Raw genomic sequence first — 15,546 nt, forward strand, 5'->3', positions numbered from 1 at the left:
GCAATGGCTTCCGTTGGAAAAATCCTCCGCCGTACGTTCCTGATCGGCTCTGCCGCGATCGTTGGCGGCGTGGCCTTCGGGGCCTATTACGTGACCCGCCCTGCGGGCAACCCCTTGAAACCCCGCGAAGGAGAGGCAGCACTGAACCCGTTTGTGCTGATTGACCAGAACGGCGTCACATTGTTCGCGCCCCGCGCGGAAATGGGTCAGGGCGTCCGAACCACATGGGCCGCGCTGATCGCCGAGGAACTGGATGTCGATCTGGATCAGATCACCGTTCTGCACGGCCCCGCTGCGGCGGCCTATTACAATTCGGCCCTTGTGGGCGAAGGGTTGCCAAACAAGGGATACGATATCTCGAATTTCCAGCACAATCTGGGCGAGGCACTGGGTGTTCTGGGCAAGACGCTCAGCCTGCAAGTCACGGGTGGCTCGACCTCGATGAAAGATGGGTTCGACCGGATGCGGCAAGCCGGTGCTTCGGCCCGTGAAACACTCAAACGCGCTGCCGCAAACCGGTTGGGCGTCGACCCCTCGGATCTGAAAACGGCGTCAGGCCATGTCATTGCCCCCAACGGCGACAAGATCGCCTATTCAATGCTTGCCGAGGATGCCGCCGGGTTGGAACCCGTTGAGGTACCGTTGCGAGACCCGTTCGAATGGCGCTATCTGGGCCGAAGCCAACCGCGTCTCGACATGGTGGGCAAGGCGACGGGCACCGCTGAATTCGGCGTCGATGTCCGCCTGCCCGGCATGAAATTCGCCAGCGTGCGAATGAACCCCAAACTGGGCGGCGCGATGAACGGCTTTGACGACAGCGACGCAAGATCCATGCCCGGGGTTGAGAAGGTCGTCGATCTGGGCACAGGCGTGGCCGTGATCGCAAGCAACACATGGTTGGCCAATCAGGCAGTCGAGGCCATTGATGTCGATTGGGGCGACGCGCCCTATCCGCCGGAAACCGAAGACATCTTTGCCAGGATCGCCGAGGCGTTTGACGACGCACCGAACTCGACCATGCGCGACGACGGCGATGTCAGCGCGAGCCCGGAAAACGCCATTGAAATCACCGCCGAGTATCGCGTGCCCTATCTGGCCCATGCAACGATGGAGCCAATGAATGCCACCGCGCTCTACACGGGAAATGCGTTGGAACTCTGGTGCGGCAACCAGGCCCCCACACTGATTCAGTTCCGCGTTGCCAACACTGCCGGTCTGGATACCGAAGCCGTCCAAATCCACACCACCTATCTGGGTGGCGGGTTTGGTCGCAGGGGCGAACTGGATTTCGGCGAAATCGCAACCAAGGTTGCCATGGCCATGCCCGGCACACCGGTTCAGACGACCTGGAGCCGCGAAGAGGACATGCGTCACGACTATTTCCGCCCCGGCGCCATCGCCCGGATGCGCGGCGCGGTTCAGGACGGCAAGGCCGTGCTCGTTGACGGGAAGGTCGCGGCCCAATCTCCGACCCAACAGGCGGTCGAGCGCTACACCGGGTTCCCCGGCGGAGGGCCCGACAAAGTGCTGGTCGAGGGCTTCTTCAACCAGCCCTACGCGGTACCGAATTACCGCATGAGCGGCCACATTGCTGATTTGGCTGTTCCCGTGGGGTTCTGGCGCTCGGTCGGCAACAGCCATAACGGCTTTTTTCATGAAACATTCATGGATGAGATGGCTCATGCCGCAGGCCGTGATCCGCTGGAGTTCCGGCTGGAGCTGATGAGGAACGAACACGCGCCGTCGGCGGGATGTTTGGAAGCGGTGAAGGAAATGTCAGGCTGGACGGGTCAGACGACCGAAGGCGTCGGTCGGGGCGTGGCTTTCACATACAGCTTCGGCACTCCGGTGGCCCAGGTCATCGAAGTGGTCGACGAAGACGGCACCATCCGCATCAGCAAGGCCTGGATTGCCTGCGACATGGGGCTGGCGCTGGACCCGGAAAACGTCAAGGCGCAGATGTTCGGCGGCATGATGTACGGCCTGTCTGCCGCGTATTTCGGTGAGATCACCTTTGCGGAAGGCGAAGTCGAGCAGTTCAACTTCCCCGACTATGACGCGATGCGGATGCACACAGCCCCGCAGGTCGAGGTGCGCGTGCTGGAAACCAATCAGCATATGGGTGGTGCGGGCGAGCCCGGAACACCGCCTTCGATGCCGGCACTCGGCAATGCGCTTTTCGACCTGACGGGCAAGCGCGCCCGCTCGCTTCCGCTGATCAATCAGTTCAACCTGCTGGTCTGATCGCACGGCACCGGCCCGATTTCCCCCTCGTCGGGGCCGGTGTCATTCAGGCAGATTTTTGAACTGCCTGATGAACCGTTCCGGCGGCCCATCCACGCACCGCATCACCGAAGGCTTCGAACAGGGGGCGCGAGACCGGGTCATTGATCGCGTCCCATTCCGGATGCCATTGAACCGACAGGGTAAAGCCGGGCGCATCCTTGATGTAGATCGCTTCGGGCGTCCCGTCCGGTGCATGGCCATCAATGACCACGCGCTGCCCAATCGTTTTGATGCCCTGACCGTGCAAGGTGTTGGTCATGACCTCGGTTGCGCCGAACAGTTTGTGGAAAACGCCGCCGTTTTCCAGTGTCACCACATGACGCAGGGCAAACTTTTCCTCCAGGGTTCCATCGGGCGGCATCCGGTGGTTCATCCGCCCCGGCAGATCGCGTATCTCGGGATAAAGCGTTCCGCCCATGGCAACGTTGACTTCCTGAAACCCCCGGCAGATGCCCAAAAACGGCTGCCCCCTTTCAACGCAGGCCCGAACCAACGGCAGAGTTATGGCGTCTCGTGCCCGGTCGAATTCGCCATGTGCATCGGTTGCAGGTTCCCCGTATTCTTCCGGGTGCACGTTCGGGCGACCGCCGGTCAGCAAAAAGCCGTCACAGACCTCCAACAACTCATCTACCGACACGTAACGCGGATCTGCGGGTATCAACAACGGAAGACATCCTGACACGTTGGCCACGGCATCCGAATTCATCGTTCCCCCAGCATGTGTGGGGTATTGATCGTTCATGAGGTACGAGTTGCCGATGATACCGACGACAGGCCGAGACATTCCGCTTTCCCTGCTGTTGTTGTGCCTGTCAAGGAAGCTAGCGGCAGCGGTTTTAACGTGCAAGAATACACGCCCTGCATGAAAGCGCAGGGACGTGTTCGAAGACGCACTGTACGTTCTGGCCCGCCCCGCTTAATTGGAAAAATTTTCCAACGAACATCTGCGCGATGGAAAAAATTTCCCCACTCAGCGGGAAAGACGTATAAATACAACGCTCTTGTTAAATCTCGCCGATCAGGCCGGCTGCCTCGATCCCCGCCATTGCGGCCAGCGCATCATTGTCTGATGTGTCTCCGGTAACCCCAACGGCGCCGATCACGGCCCCCTTGCGATCACGCAACAGCACGCCACCCGGAACAGGCACGACCTGACCACCATAGACGCCATTTACAGAGGCCATGAAATAGGCCTGTGTTTCAGCGCGCTGCATCTGCGCGGTGCCCGCCATTCCCAGCATGACCGACCCATAGGCCTTGCCCTGTGCAATCCCGAACCGGCCCGGTGCTGCACCATCCTCGCGCTCGAACGCAATGACATGCCCACCGGCGTCCAGAACCACGACTGAGAGCGGCTTCAACTCCATCTCTCGGCCCTTTTCCAGGGTTTTGCGGATGATGGTGCGGGCCTTGCGTAGGGAAACTGACATCTGAAGGTCCTCTCGTCAGATTGAAGTTCGACGAAGCCCGCAAACGATTGGTCTGTGGGCTTTTGTCGGTGTTATCTTTGGCTGGCTTTCAATTCCAGACGGCGCGCATGCAGGACCGGCTCGGTATAGCCCGAGGGCTGAACCCGGCCCTTGAACACCAGATCGCATGCGGCCTGAAAGGCGATACCGTCAAATCCCGGCGCCATCGGTGTGTAATTCGGATCGTCTTCATTCTGGCGATCCACGACGGCGGCCATCTTTTGCAGTGCGGCCATGACCTGAGCTTCATCCACGATGCTGTGATGCAGCCAGTTGGCCAGTGCCTGCGACGAAATCCGACACGTCGCGCGGTCTTCCATCAGGCCGACATCGTTGATGTCGGGCACCTTAGAACAGCCCACGCCCTGATCGACCCAACGCACGACATAGCCGAGGATACCCTGCGCATTGTTTTCAAGTTCACGCGTGATTTCCTCGTCACTCAGATTGCGTCCAGCCAGCAAGGGGATGGTCAACAGATCCTTCAACGTACCACGTGCGCCGCCTGCGGCCAGCTCGTCCTGACGGGCCAGCACATCGACCTTGTGGTAATGCGTTGCGTGCAGGGTCGCGGCCGTGGGCGACGGCACCCAGGCACATGTCGCTCCGGCCATGGGGTGGCCGATCTTGGCCTCAAGCATATCGCCCATGCGATCCGGCATGGCCCACATGCCCTTGCCGATCTGCGCCTTGCCCTTCAGGCCACAGGCCAGACCAATATCGACATTGCGATCTTCATAGGCCGCAATCCATGGCGTATTCTTGATGTCGCCCTTGGGCAGCATCGGACCGGCCTCCATCGAGGTATGAATTTCGTCGCCGGTCCGGTCCAGGAAACCCGTATTGATAAAGGCGACGCGTGATTTTGCGGCGCGAATGCACTCTTTGAGGTTGACCGAGGTGCGGCGTTCCTCATCCATGATGCCCAGCTTCACCGTGTTGCGCGGCAGGCCCAGAATGTCTTCGACCATGTCGAATATCTCGACCGAGAACGCAACTTCCTCGGGCCCGTGCATCTTGGGCTTCACCACATAGACAGAGCCCTCGACAGAATTGCCCCCGTCCTGCTTCAGGTCGTGCATGGCGATCAGGGTGGTGCACAGAGCATCCATCAAGCCTTCGCCGATCTCGCGCCCTTCTGCGTCAAGCACGGCCGGGTTGGTCATCAGGTGACCCACGTTGCGCACCAGCATCAGGGACCGGCCTTTCAGCTTGGCCTGATCACCCGACGGAGTGGTAAAGCTCAGGTCCTCGGCCAGTTTCCGAGTGAACGTTGTGCCGCCCTTGGTGACCTCTTCGGTCAGGTCGCCTTTCATGAGGCCCAACCAGTTGCCATAGGCCACAACCTTGTCGGCGGCATCGACACAGGCAACCGAGTCTTCGCAATCCATGATGGTGGACAGTGCGGATTCCAACTGGACATCTGCAATGCCTGCGGGATCGGTCGCGCCTATGTTGCTTGTGGAGTCGATCATGATCTGGATGTGCAGGCCGTTGTTTTTCAACAGCACAAAGTCGGGCGTGTCCGCCGAACCGCCAAACCCGGCAAATTGAGCGGGATCGCCCAGCGCAGGGGTCAACGCACCGTCGGTGATGCCCAGTTCGGTGACATCCGCCCATGATCCCGACGCCAGAGGCACGGCATCATCCAGAAACGCCTTGGCCCATGCGATCACCCGTGCGCCGCGCGCCGCATCATAGCCACCGCTTGCCGGCAGATCCCCCATTGCATCGGTTCCGTACAGCGCATCATACAGGCTGCCCCAGCGCGCGTTGGCCGCGTTCAGGGCAAAGCGTGCATTGGTAATCGGAACAACCAGTTGCGGGCCCGGGGTCAGGGCGATCTCGGGGTCGACCTTGGCCGTTTCAATCTGGAACGCGTCGCCTTCTTCGACCAGATACCCGATCTCTTTCAGGAAAGCCTCATATTCAGCGGCATCGGTGTTCTGCTCCTTTCGGGACATGTGCCACCCATCGATGCGGCTTTGGATCTCGGCCCGTTTGGCCAGCAGCTCACGGTTTTTCGGCCCCAGTTCGTCCACCATCCGCGCCATGCCGTCCCAGAACTTCTGCGAAGAGACGCCCGTGCCCGGCAGCGCCTGCGTCTCGATGAACTCAGCCAAAACCGGATCGATCTGCAGTCCGCTCAGGGTCTGTCTGTCCGTCATATTCCTGCTCTCCTGCGATTGTGCGCCATTGTATGCACTGTGACTTAGGCGGAAAGTTTCCGATAGGCAACTTTCATCCCGTCATTTGGGGCATTCGCTTCGGCTTGAAGCTGTTTCAAAAACCTCAAGGCAATGGCAGGGCCGGTTGCAGCGCCCGAACGAAGCCCCTAACGTCGCGCCAGTCCCGAACAGATACGAGGCCCAAGATGCGCGACGCTGCCCCCACCACGATCTACCTGAAAGACTACACACCGTTTGGCTATCTGGTGGACAGCGTGCACCTGACCTTTGATCTGGACGCGCACGCCACGCGCGTCACCTCGCGCATTGCGTTCCGGCCCAATCCTGACGCAACCGACCGCACCTTCTTTCTGCACGGGGAAGAACTGAACTTGATCCGCGCCGCCATTGACGGGGCCGAGATCACGCCAGACGTGACCGACAAAGGACTAACCGCAGATGTCCCGGACGCCCCGTTCCTGTGGGAAGCCGAGGTTGAAATCGACCCCGGCAACAATACCGCGCTGGAAGGTCTGTACATGTCGAACGGCATGTACTGCACCCAGTGCGAGGCCGAGGGGTTCCGCAAGATCACCTTCTATCCCGACCGTCCCGACGTGATGTCCACCTTCACAGTTCGGATCAACGGCGACCTGACGGTTCTGCTGTCGAACGGCAACCCGTCGGGCAAGGGTGAAGGTTGGGCCGAATGGGTCGATCCATGGCCAAAACCCGCCTATCTGTTCGCTCTGGTCGCCGGAGACCTGATTGCACATCCCGGTCAGTTCACCACCAGATCAGGTCGCACCGTCGAACTGAACCTTTGGGTCCGTCCCGGAGACGAGGGGAAATGCGCCTTCGGCATGGAGGCGTTGAAGAAGTCGATGAAATGGGACGAGGATGTCTATGGCCGTGAATACGACCTGGACGTCTTCAACATCGTCGCCGTCGATGACTTCAACATGGGCGCTATGGAAAACAAGGGGCTGAACATCTTCAACTCGTCGGCCGTTCTCGCCAGTCCCGAAACTTCGACCGACGCCAATTTCGAACGGATCGAGGCGATCATCGCGCATGAGTATTTCCACAACTGGACCGGCAACCGCATCACCTGCCGCGACTGGTTCCAGCTGTGCCTCAAGGAAGGTCTAACAGTTTTCCGGGATGCGCAATTCACCTCGGACATGCGCTCGGCCCCGGTAAAGCGCATCCACGATGCCATAGACCTGCGTGCCCGGCAGTTCCCCGAGGACAACGGGCCGTTGTCGCATCCTGTGCGCCCAGAAAGCTTTCAGGAGATCAACAACTTCTACACCGCCACCGTCTATGAGAAGGGCGCCGAGGTGATCGGCATGCTGAAACGGTTGGTCGGGGATGCGGCCTATGCCAAGGCGCTTGATCTGTATTTTGAACGCCATGACGGTCAGGCCTGCACGATCGAGGACTGGCTGAAGGTTTTCGAAGACACCACTGAGCGCGATCTGACACAATTCAAACGCTGGTACAGCCAGTCGGGCACACCGCGCGTCGGGGTTCAGGAAGACTGGGCCGATGGCACCTATACACTTACGCTGAAACAGCGAACCGACCCCACGCCGGGACAGGAGGAAAAACTGCCTCAGGTCATCCCGGTTGCAGTCGGCCTGATTGGGCCAAACGGCGATGAAGTTCGCGCGACCGAAGTGCTGGAACTGACGCAGGCCGAACAGAGCTTTGCGTTCACTGGCCTGGCGGCGAAACCCACAGCATCGATCCTGCGCGATTTCTCGGCACCTGTCATTCTGGAACATGACCAGTCGAACGCGGAACGCGCGTTTCTTCTGGCGCATGACACGGACCCGTTTAACCGTTGGCAGGCAGGACGGGATCTGGCGCAGGACACCCTGATGCGGATGATCCTTAAGGATGCGGCACCGGATACCGATTACCTTGACGGCGTGTTGACTGTGCTGCGCAATGACGAACTGGACCCGGCCTATCGTGCGTTGATGCTGGGATTGCCGACACAATCGGAATTGGCAGCGGCCCTGCACGACCGTGGCCACACGCCCGACCCTATGGCGATCTGGACCGCAGTGGAAACGTTGCGGCAGGCAACAGCCCAGACCGTACAGGATTTGCTGCCCCGCCTGCACAGTGAGGCTTTGGTGGACGTCCCCTACAGCCCGGACGCCGAGCAATCCGGTAAACGGGCACTTGGCAGCGCCGCGCTGGCACTGACCTCTCGTCTGGACGGCGGGGCGATGGCGGCCGCGATGTACGACACGGCAGACAACATGACATTGCAACTGACGGCATTGTCTTGCCTTTTACGCGCCCGCAAGGGTGAGGCGCAGCTGGATGCCTTCTACGACCAGTGGCAGCATGACCGGTTGGTCATGGACAAGTGGTTTGGCCTGCAAGTCGCGATGGCAGCACCCGAGGCGACACCCGCAATTGCCGCGACCCTGACCGAGCATTCCGATTTCAACTGGAAAAACCCGAACAGGTTCCGCGCCGTCATGGGGGCCTTGGCGATGAACCACGCAGGGTTCCACCAACCGGATGGCGCCGGATACGCCCTGCTGGCCGACTGGCTGATCCGTCTGGACCCGGTGAACCCACAGACCACGGCCCGAATGTGCTCGGCGTTCCAGACCTGGAAACGGTATGATCCGGATCGTCAGGCCCTGATGCGTGCGCAGCTTTCCCGCATCGCGGAAACACCGAACCTGTCGCGGGACACGACCGAAATGGTGTCCCGCATCCTCGGCGCATGACGCCTTACAGCTTTGCCCGCAGCAACCGGAATTTGCGAACGCTGGCCATCCTGGCCGGCGTTTATGCGGCGTTGCTGACGCTGGTTGTCCTGTTTGACGCGGCCTGGTGGATCACGGGGCTGCTGTCTTTGGCCACCCTGCCCGCACTTTGGGACGTGGTTCAGAACACCAGCGCAGGCATGCAATTGGATCAGGATGCGCTAAGCTGGTTCACGGGGAACCGGCAGGCAGAGGTCGCGCTGCGCGACATCGACCATTTCCGCTTTGACACCCGTTGGGATTTCTCGGTTCGAGTGTCGATCGTTTTGCATTCCGGCAAACGAATCCGTCTGCCGGATGAGTCGCTGCCAGCGCATCTGGATTTGGAAACCCTTCTGAAACAAGCCGGATTTCGCGTAGAACGGCATCATTTCACTGTTTTCTGAAACACTGGACCCTTGAATGGTGAATTGGACACGAAAAGAAGAAATTAATCGGCAATTTACTTGATTTGAACCCGATATCCCGCCAGACTTCGGTGTCAGTTATACGTTTTTACAGTTTTGAGTATCGCCATGTTTCGGTCGCTAAGGGCACTGTTCGCCCCATCCACAGCTACTCCTACAAATGTTTCAGCAGATCTGTGCGCGACAAAATCCGCGCTTGCGGCTGCCTTGCCCGAGCAAGGTCAGCTGAATATTCCCGTCGCAAAATCCGACCGCGATGATCTGATCGGACATTCCACGATCGAACATGGCCGCTATCTCGCCCGGCAGGACCGCTGGGCAGAGCTGTCGCAGGAAATGCGCGTAGCTGATCAGGATCGCGCCGCCGTTGCGGATGGTATGCCGGTGGCCGATCTGCTGGCGTTCGGTGCAAGGTCTGACGTTGTTCTGGCCGCTGAACATGCGCTCTCGGATGGCGCGGCCATCTCGGATTACGACCTGTTGGGGGGCATCTCGGAACTTGAAGGCGAGATGGCGGACAACCCCTATGACCCGATGATCGCCACCGTTGTTGCCCTTGCCCATATCGATCTGGCGTGGGCATGGCGCGGAACGGCCTCGGACGCGACGCTGCCACCTTTGCACCGGTCACGCTGCGCCGCGCATTTCGACCGGGCCGCGGCAATCCTGCCCAAATGCAGGAAGGATGCCCCCGACAGCCCCCTGATTGCAGCGACCGGATGTGCGCTGCTGGCTGGCCAGCGCAAATCCAACGCGCGGGTGGCCGAAGAATATGAACGGCTGATCACGCTGGATCCATGCAATCAGCGCCACATGCGCGCGATGGGCAGCCATCTTCTGCCCCGGTGGTTCGGCAGCTACGAAGAGCTGGAGTTGCAAGCCTTGCGTACAGCCGCCAGGACACAGGATATCTGGGGCGCGGGCGGATACACATGGGTTCAGTTCGACGCCATCGCATTGGACGAAGAGGCCTGTGCCCGCGTCGATATCGAGTATTTCCTTGAAGGCCTGCGCGATATCCTGCGCCTGCGGCCTGATCAGCAGATGATCAACATGCTGTCATCCTACTGCGCGATCACTGTCCAGAACGGATTTGGCCTGAACGATCAGGCCGACCTTGTCCGTTCGCAGATGCGTGACACGGCAAACCGGCTTATCCGCGATCACCTGACTGAATTGCACCCGTTGATCTGGGCGCATGCGGCCAACGGTTTCAACAATTCCGTCCGCATAAACTCGCCCGAACGATTTGCAGCGCGCGGTCAGCGCGATGCCTTGCGCGCCATCTCGGATCTGTTCCGGGAAGAACTGCGCAGCGGTATGGATGTGACATTCACACCGTCGGGCCTGCGGTTTTCCCAGAACTGAACACGACAGGATTCCCCCTTGCCCCTAAGCCCTGCCGGGCCTAATACGCAGGCTTAGACTTCTGCGGAAATGAGGCGCGCCATGCTCGATCTGACATACGAAATGCCCAAACCCAAAACCATTGCCGGGGCCAAGCACGATTGGGAACTGGTGATCGGGATGGAGGTGCATGCTCAGGTCTCATCCAATGCCAAGCTGTTTTCGGGTGCATCCACCCAATTCGGGGCGGAACCGAATTCAAACGTGGCTTTCGTGGACGCGGCGATGCCGGGGATGCTGCCGGTGATCAACGAATACTGCGTTGAGCAAGCTGTGCGCACAGGGCTGGGCCTGAAGGCGGATATCAATCTGAAATCGGCCTTTGACCGCAAGAATTATTTCTACCCCGACCTGCCGCAAGGGTATCAGATTTCCCAGTTGTATCACCCGATCGTGGGCGAAGGCGAAGTGCTGGTCGAACTGGGCGACGGTACCGCGCGCAAGGTGCGGATCGAGCGTATCCACATGGAACAAGACGCGGGCAAGTCGATTCACGACATGGATCCGCATATGTCCTTCGTCGACCTGAACCGCACCGGTGTCTGCCTAATGGAGATCGTGAGCCGCCCCGACATCCGCGGGCCGGAAGAGGCCGCGGCCTATATCGCCAAGCTGCGTCAGATCATGCGTTACCTGGGCACCTGCGACGGCAACATGCAGAACGGCAACCTGCGGGCCGATGTGAACGTCTCGATCTGTTTGCCCGGCGCCTATAAGAAGTATCAGGAAACACAGGATTTTTCGCATCTGGGCACGCGTTGCGAGATCAAGAACATGAACTCGATGCGCTTCATCCAGCAAGCGATCGAGGTCGAAGCCCGCCGTCAGATCGCCATCGTCGAAGGTGGTGGCAAGGTCGAGCAGGAAACGCGTCTGTACGATCCGGACAAGGGTGAAACCCGTTCGATGCGGTCCAAGGAAGAAGCGCATGATTACCGCTATTTCCCTGACCCCGACCTGCTGCCGCTGGAGATCGAACAAGCGTGGGTCGATGATATCGCCGCCAGGCTGCCCGAGCTGCCGGACGAGAAAAAGGCGCGTTTCATCAATGAGTTCGGCCTGACCGACTATGACGCATCAGTGTTGACCGCCGAGGTCGAATCCGCCGCCTATTTCGAAGAAGTGGCCAAGGGCCGCAACGGAAAACTGGCGGCGAACTGGGTCATCAACGAGCTGTTCGGCCGCCTGAAGAAAGACGACCGCGACATCACCGACTCGCCGGTTTCGCCCGCGCAGCTGGGCGGGATCATCGACCTGATCGCCTCGGACGCGATTTCGGGCAAGATCGCCAAAGAGCTGTTCGAGATCGTCTATACCGAAGGCGGCGACCCGGCGCAGATCGTCGAGGATCGCGGCATGAAACAGGTGACCGACACCGGCGCGATCGAGGCCGCGCTGGACGAGATCATCGCTGCCAACCCGGCGCAGGTCGAGAAGGCCAAGATGAACCCGAAACTGGCGGGCTGGTTCGTGGGTCAGGTCATGAAAGCCACCGGCGGCAAGGCGAACCCGAAAGCCGTCAACGAACTGGTCAGCAAGAAGCTGGGCTCGTAAACCTTTCGTTTTGTACAAGCCGGCCGGCAATCTTTGGCGGGTTTGTACAATCCGGTTTCTCACAAAATCTCAAGACTTGGGGTCAAGCCATCGGCTTGACTTCCTGCTGTTTGGGCCCTTTCCTCCGCAACAGAGAGGTGAGGTATTATGCAAAGCAGATTTGATCAGGAACTCGAAGACCGGCTGGTGCGCTATGCCGCCATCGACAGTCAAAGTGACGAGACATCCCCGACGACCCCGAGCACTCAGATTCAGTTCGACATGCTGAACCTGTTGCGCGATGAGCTGATGCAGATCGGCGCGCAGGATGTTGAGATGACGGGCGACAGTGTTGTCGTCGCGACCATTCCCGGAACGGCGCCGGGGCCGACCGTGGGCTTTCTGGCCCATGTCGATACAGCCCCTCAGTTCAACGCAACCGGCGTCAAGCCGCGGGTGATCAAGGGCTACAACGGTGGCGACATCACCTTCCCCGACAACCCGGATCCGGTTCTTTCTCCGGAAGACCACCCCTATCTGGCCGAAAAGATCGGCCACGACCTGATCACTGCGTCGGGCACAACCCTGCTGGGCGCGGACGACAAGGCCGGTGTATCGATTCTGATGACGATGGCGCGGCACCTGATCGAAAATCAGGATGTTCCACATGGTCCGATTCGTATCGCGTTCACTCCGGATGAAGAGATCGGCCGGGGTGTCACGGAACAACTTCCCCAGGATCTGGGCGTGGATTTTGCTTATACGCTGGATGGGCAGCAAGTGGGTGAGATCGAGTATGAAAGTTTCTCGGCCGACCGCGCCGTGATCCGGATCGAGGGTGTTTCGATCCATCCCGGCCTGGCCAAGGAAAAGATGGTGAACGCCACGCATCTGGCGGCAAAGATCGTACAGACATTGCCTCAGGCCACCATGACGCCGGAAACCACGGACGGACGCGAAGGCTTCATCCATGTCACTGACATGAACGGCGGATCATCCGAGATGGAGATCAAGCTGATCCTGCGTGATTTCGAGATGGACGGGCTGGAAGCGCAACGAAACATCGTGCGGCAGGTCTGCGCCGCCGTGCAGGCCACGGAACCGCGCGCGACCATCACCTGCGACATCAGCCACCAGTACCGCAACATGCGGTATTGGCTGGAAAACGACATGACTCCGGTCGAACTGGCGCGCGATGCGTGTCGCGAGTTGGGGGTTGAACCGCTGTCGGTACCGATTAGGGGCGGCACGGACGGATCGCGCCTGACCGAATTCGGCACCCCCTGCCCCAACATTTTCACCGGGATGCAGTGCGTTCACGGCCCGTTGGAATGGATTTCAGTGCAGGACATGGCGTTGGCGACGGAACTGTGCCTGTCGGTTGTGGCCAAGGCGGCACAGGCCGAAGCGAATGGTCAGAGGTGAATTCCGCCGGATGAGCAAGGGCCCTTTCACCCGGGGGGCAGCGTGTTAAGTTGGCGCGGAAACGCATTTAGGAACAGTAGATGAAGCGCTACGAATACAAGGTCATCCCCGCCCCGCAAAAAGGTGTCAAAGCCAAAGGCGTGAAAACGGCCGAGGGCCGCTTTGCCGTCTCGGTCGAGCAACTGCTGAATCAGTTGGGGCAGGATGGCTGGGAATACCAGCGGGCCGAGTTGCTGCCCAGCGAAGAACGCTCGGGTCTGACCGGATCGACCACGAACTGGCGCAATGTGCTGGTGTTCCGCCGCGTGGTGGAAGAGGAAGTCGATGCCTCGTGGGTCGGCGCAGTACCTGAGATGGATGACACCCCGCTGGCCCAGCCGATTCCGGGCCCCGACGAGGTACAGGCCCCAAAACCTATTGCCGCAGAGGCGGACGAGCCGCCTTTGTCGTTGAAGCGGTCTGATGACGCCGCTGATGAAAGCGACCCTTCAAAAACATAGGCTTGGGGGCTGGTACGACCGCCAGAGCGATTGCAAATGCCCTGTGGCCTTGTGCAGGACATCCGTGTTCGCTCTGACATACGTCAAGTCGAGCCGGGACGGCCCAACCACATTGGAAAGCAATAAGGGCTACACCCTCGGGAAATCTGTGGCATGTTAGCCGGATATTCTGGAGGGACATCGAAATGGCTATTCGACAGACACAAGGGCGGACACGCCTGTATGACAGCATTCTCGACACGGTCGGTGACACGCCCTGCATTCGGGTCAATCGGATCGCGCCCGAGCATGTGACCGTCTATGTGAAATTCGAGGCCTTCAACCCGGCAGGCTCGGTCAAGGACAGGCTGGCGCTGAACATCATCGAGGCGGCGGAACGTGACGGGCGGCTGAAGCCCGGACAAACCGTTGTCGAAGCGACATCCGGCAACACCGGGATCGGGCTGGCCATGGTGTGCGCGGCCAAGGGATACCCTCTGGTCGTGACGATGGCCGAGAGCTTCTCGGTCGAACGGCGAAAGCTGATGCGGTTTCTGGGCGCCAAGGTTGTTCTGACCCCGAAGGCGCAAAAAGGGTTCGGCATGTATACCAAGGCCAAGGAACTGGCCGAGGAAAACGGATGGTTCCTTGCCAGCCAGTTCGAGACCGCAGCCAATGCCGATATTCACGAGAACACGACTGCCCGGGAAATTCTTGCGGATTTCGAAGGGCAACGGCTGGATTATTGGGTGACGGGCTATGGGACCGGCGGCACCGTTTCGGGCGTTTCGCGTATACTGCGGAAAGAGCGGCCCGACACCAGGATCATCCTGACCGAACCGGCAAATGCCGCAATAGTATCATCAGGTTACGTCAATACGCGCAACGCTGACCATCAGCCGACCGAAAGCCACCCCGATTTCGAGCCCCACCCGATTCAGGGCTGGACACCGGATTTCATCCCCTGGGTTCTTCAGGAAGCCATCGACAATTCATACTATGACGAGTTGATCCCCATTCCCGGACCCGAAGGAATCGCATGGTCGCGCCGGCTTGCCGCCGAAGAAGGGATATTCACCGGGATTTCGGGCGGATCGACCATTGCGGTGGCCATGAAGCTGGCCGAATCCGCGCCGGCAGGCTCTGTCATGCTGGTCATGTTGCCGGACACCGGCGAGCGATACTTGTCGACCCCCCTGTTCGAGGGAATCGAAGAGGGCATGACGGAAGAGGAATACGCCATCTCGGCATCGACGCCGTCCGCACAGATGGAGGCGGGTTGACACGTAAAGGTCTTCAGACGCCGATATCAAGGGCCAGCGCGTGGATGCGGGGCACGATGTCGCCCAGCGCCTTGTGCACGGCACGGTGGCGGGCGACGCGGGATTTGCCTTCGAATGCGCTGGCGCGGATACGGACGTTGAAGTGGCTTTCACCACCGTCCTGATATCCCGCATGGCCGCGATGGCTTTCGCTGTCGTCGATCACGTCCAGCTCGCGCGGATCAAAGGCGGCTTGCAGGCGGGTTCGGATCTCGTCGGTCACACTCATTTTTTTGCTCAGCGGCAAAAATA

General features: G+C 59.9%; 12 protein-coding genes. 8 read left to right on the forward strand and 4 right to left on the reverse strand.

The features are described 5' to 3' along the window. Positions 1 to 3: 3 nt before the first annotated feature. A complete protein-coding gene (locus tag ACR0I0_RS06350) occupies positions 4 to 2,244 on the forward strand; it encodes a xanthine dehydrogenase family protein molybdopterin-binding subunit (protein ID WP_480490615.1) in 2,241 nt (746 codons plus the stop codon). 46 nt (positions 2,245 to 2,290) lie between these two features. On the opposite strand, the gene ACR0I0_RS06355 is transcribed toward ACR0I0_RS06350, so the two are convergent. From ACR0I0_RS06355 to ACR0I0_RS06365, 3 genes are all read right to left on the reverse strand, one after another. Then, a complete protein-coding gene (locus ACR0I0_RS06355) occupies positions 2,291 to 3,070 on the reverse strand; it encodes a gamma-glutamyl-gamma-aminobutyrate hydrolase family protein (protein WP_171631058.1) in 780 nt (259 codons plus the stop codon). A gap of 220 nt (positions 3,071 to 3,290) precedes the next feature. Beyond that, entirely contained in the window at positions 3,291 to 3,716 is a 426-nt protein-coding gene (locus ACR0I0_RS06360) for a GlcG/HbpS family heme-binding protein (protein ID WP_152458631.1), read from the reverse strand. 71 nt (positions 3,717 to 3,787) lie between these two features. Further along, the gene (locus ACR0I0_RS06365) at positions 3,788 to 5,923 is read right to left on the reverse strand and encodes a malate synthase G (protein WP_480490618.1); all 2,136 of its coding nucleotides are present in this window, start codon (positions 5,921 to 5,923) and stop codon (positions 3,788 to 3,790) included. 206 nt (positions 5,924 to 6,129) lie between these two features. Between ACR0I0_RS06365 and pepN the strand changes: the two genes are divergently transcribed. The 7 genes from pepN to ACR0I0_RS06400 all read left to right on the forward strand — a co-directional run bounded on the left by pepN (position 6,130) and on the right by ACR0I0_RS06400 (position 15,255). Continuing rightward, positions 6,130 to 8,682 (forward strand): aminopeptidase N, encoded by a 2,553-nt coding sequence (gene pepN, locus ACR0I0_RS06370; protein ID WP_480490620.1) that lies wholly within the window; start codon positions 6,130 to 6,132, stop codon positions 8,680 to 8,682. Further along, entirely contained in the window at positions 8,679 to 9,107 is a 429-nt protein-coding gene (locus ACR0I0_RS06375) for a hypothetical protein (protein WP_171722931.1), read from the forward strand. Before pepN ends, ACR0I0_RS06375 begins: the two co-directional genes overlap by 4 nt. 129 nt (positions 9,108 to 9,236) lie before the next feature. Then, on the forward strand, positions 9,237 to 10,496 hold the full coding sequence (locus ACR0I0_RS06380) for a hypothetical protein (RefSeq protein ID WP_245217960.1): 1,260 nt from the start codon (positions 9,237 to 9,239) through the stop codon (positions 10,494 to 10,496). Between the two features lie 81 nt (positions 10,497 to 10,577). Further along, a complete protein-coding gene (gene gatB, locus ACR0I0_RS06385) occupies positions 10,578 to 12,089 on the forward strand; it encodes an Asp-tRNA(Asn)/Glu-tRNA(Gln) amidotransferase subunit GatB (protein WP_480490622.1) in 1,512 nt (503 codons plus the stop codon). Positions 12,090 to 12,236: 147 nt separating this feature from the next. Further along, positions 12,237 to 13,493: a peptidase T gene (gene pepT, locus ACR0I0_RS06390; RefSeq protein ID WP_480490623.1), complete on the forward strand. Its 1,257-nt coding sequence runs from the start codon at positions 12,237 to 12,239 to the stop codon at positions 13,491 to 13,493. A gap of 80 nt (positions 13,494 to 13,573) precedes the next feature. Continuing rightward, positions 13,574 to 13,993 (forward strand): DUF4177 domain-containing protein, encoded by a 420-nt coding sequence (locus tag ACR0I0_RS06395; protein WP_171631043.1) that lies wholly within the window; start codon positions 13,574 to 13,576, stop codon positions 13,991 to 13,993. Between the two features lie 185 nt (positions 13,994 to 14,178). Next, positions 14,179 to 15,255, forward strand: coding sequence for a PLP-dependent cysteine synthase family protein (locus ACR0I0_RS06400; protein WP_171722929.1), 1,077 nt, complete (start codon positions 14,179 to 14,181; stop codon positions 15,253 to 15,255). 13 nt (positions 15,256 to 15,268) lie between these two features. Here the strand turns inward: ACR0I0_RS06400 and ACR0I0_RS06405 are convergent, their stop codons facing one another. Next, the gene (locus tag ACR0I0_RS06405; protein ID WP_171631039.1) at positions 15,269 to 15,523 is read right to left on the reverse strand and encodes a BolA family protein; all 255 of its coding nucleotides are present in this window, start codon (positions 15,521 to 15,523) and stop codon (positions 15,269 to 15,271) included. Positions 15,524 to 15,546: the final 23 nt, after the last annotated feature.

The organism is Ruegeria sp. AG6 (genome assembly GCF_056541565.1).

Excerpts from the sequence above, each read along its gene's own strand:
- ACR0I0_RS06405 (WP_171631039.1), bottom strand. The coding sequence starts at position 15,523 with ATGAGTGTGACCGACGAGATCCGAACCCGCCTGCAAGCCGCCTTTGAT.
- pepT (WP_480490623.1), top strand. The coding sequence starts at position 12,237 with ATGCAAAGCAGATTTGATCAGGAACTCGAAGACCGGCTGGTGCGCTAT.
- ACR0I0_RS06375 (WP_171722931.1), top strand. The coding sequence starts at position 8,679 with ATGACGCCTTACAGCTTTGCCCGCAGCAACCGGAATTTGCGAACGCTG.
- ACR0I0_RS06365 (WP_480490618.1), bottom strand. The coding sequence starts at position 5,923 with ATGACGGACAGACAGACCCTGAGCGGACTGCAGATCGATCCGGTTTTG.
- ACR0I0_RS06380 (WP_245217960.1), top strand. The coding sequence starts at position 9,237 with ATGTTTCGGTCGCTAAGGGCACTGTTCGCCCCATCCACAGCTACTCCT.
- pepN (WP_480490620.1), top strand. The coding sequence starts at position 6,130 with ATGCGCGACGCTGCCCCCACCACGATCTACCTGAAAGACTACACACCG.
- gatB (WP_480490622.1), top strand. The coding sequence starts at position 10,578 with ATGCTCGATCTGACATACGAAATGCCCAAACCCAAAACCATTGCCGGG.
- ACR0I0_RS06350 (WP_480490615.1), top strand. The coding sequence starts at position 4 with ATGGCTTCCGTTGGAAAAATCCTCCGCCGTACGTTCCTGATCGGCTCT.
- ACR0I0_RS06400 (WP_171722929.1), top strand. The coding sequence starts at position 14,179 with ATGGCTATTCGACAGACACAAGGGCGGACACGCCTGTATGACAGCATT.
- ACR0I0_RS06355 (WP_171631058.1), bottom strand. The coding sequence starts at position 3,070 with ATGTCTCGGCCTGTCGTCGGTATCATCGGCAACTCGTACCTCATGAAC.
- ACR0I0_RS06395 (WP_171631043.1), top strand. The coding sequence starts at position 13,574 with ATGAAGCGCTACGAATACAAGGTCATCCCCGCCCCGCAAAAAGGTGTC.
- ACR0I0_RS06360 (WP_152458631.1), bottom strand. The coding sequence starts at position 3,716 with ATGTCAGTTTCCCTACGCAAGGCCCGCACCATCATCCGCAAAACCCTG.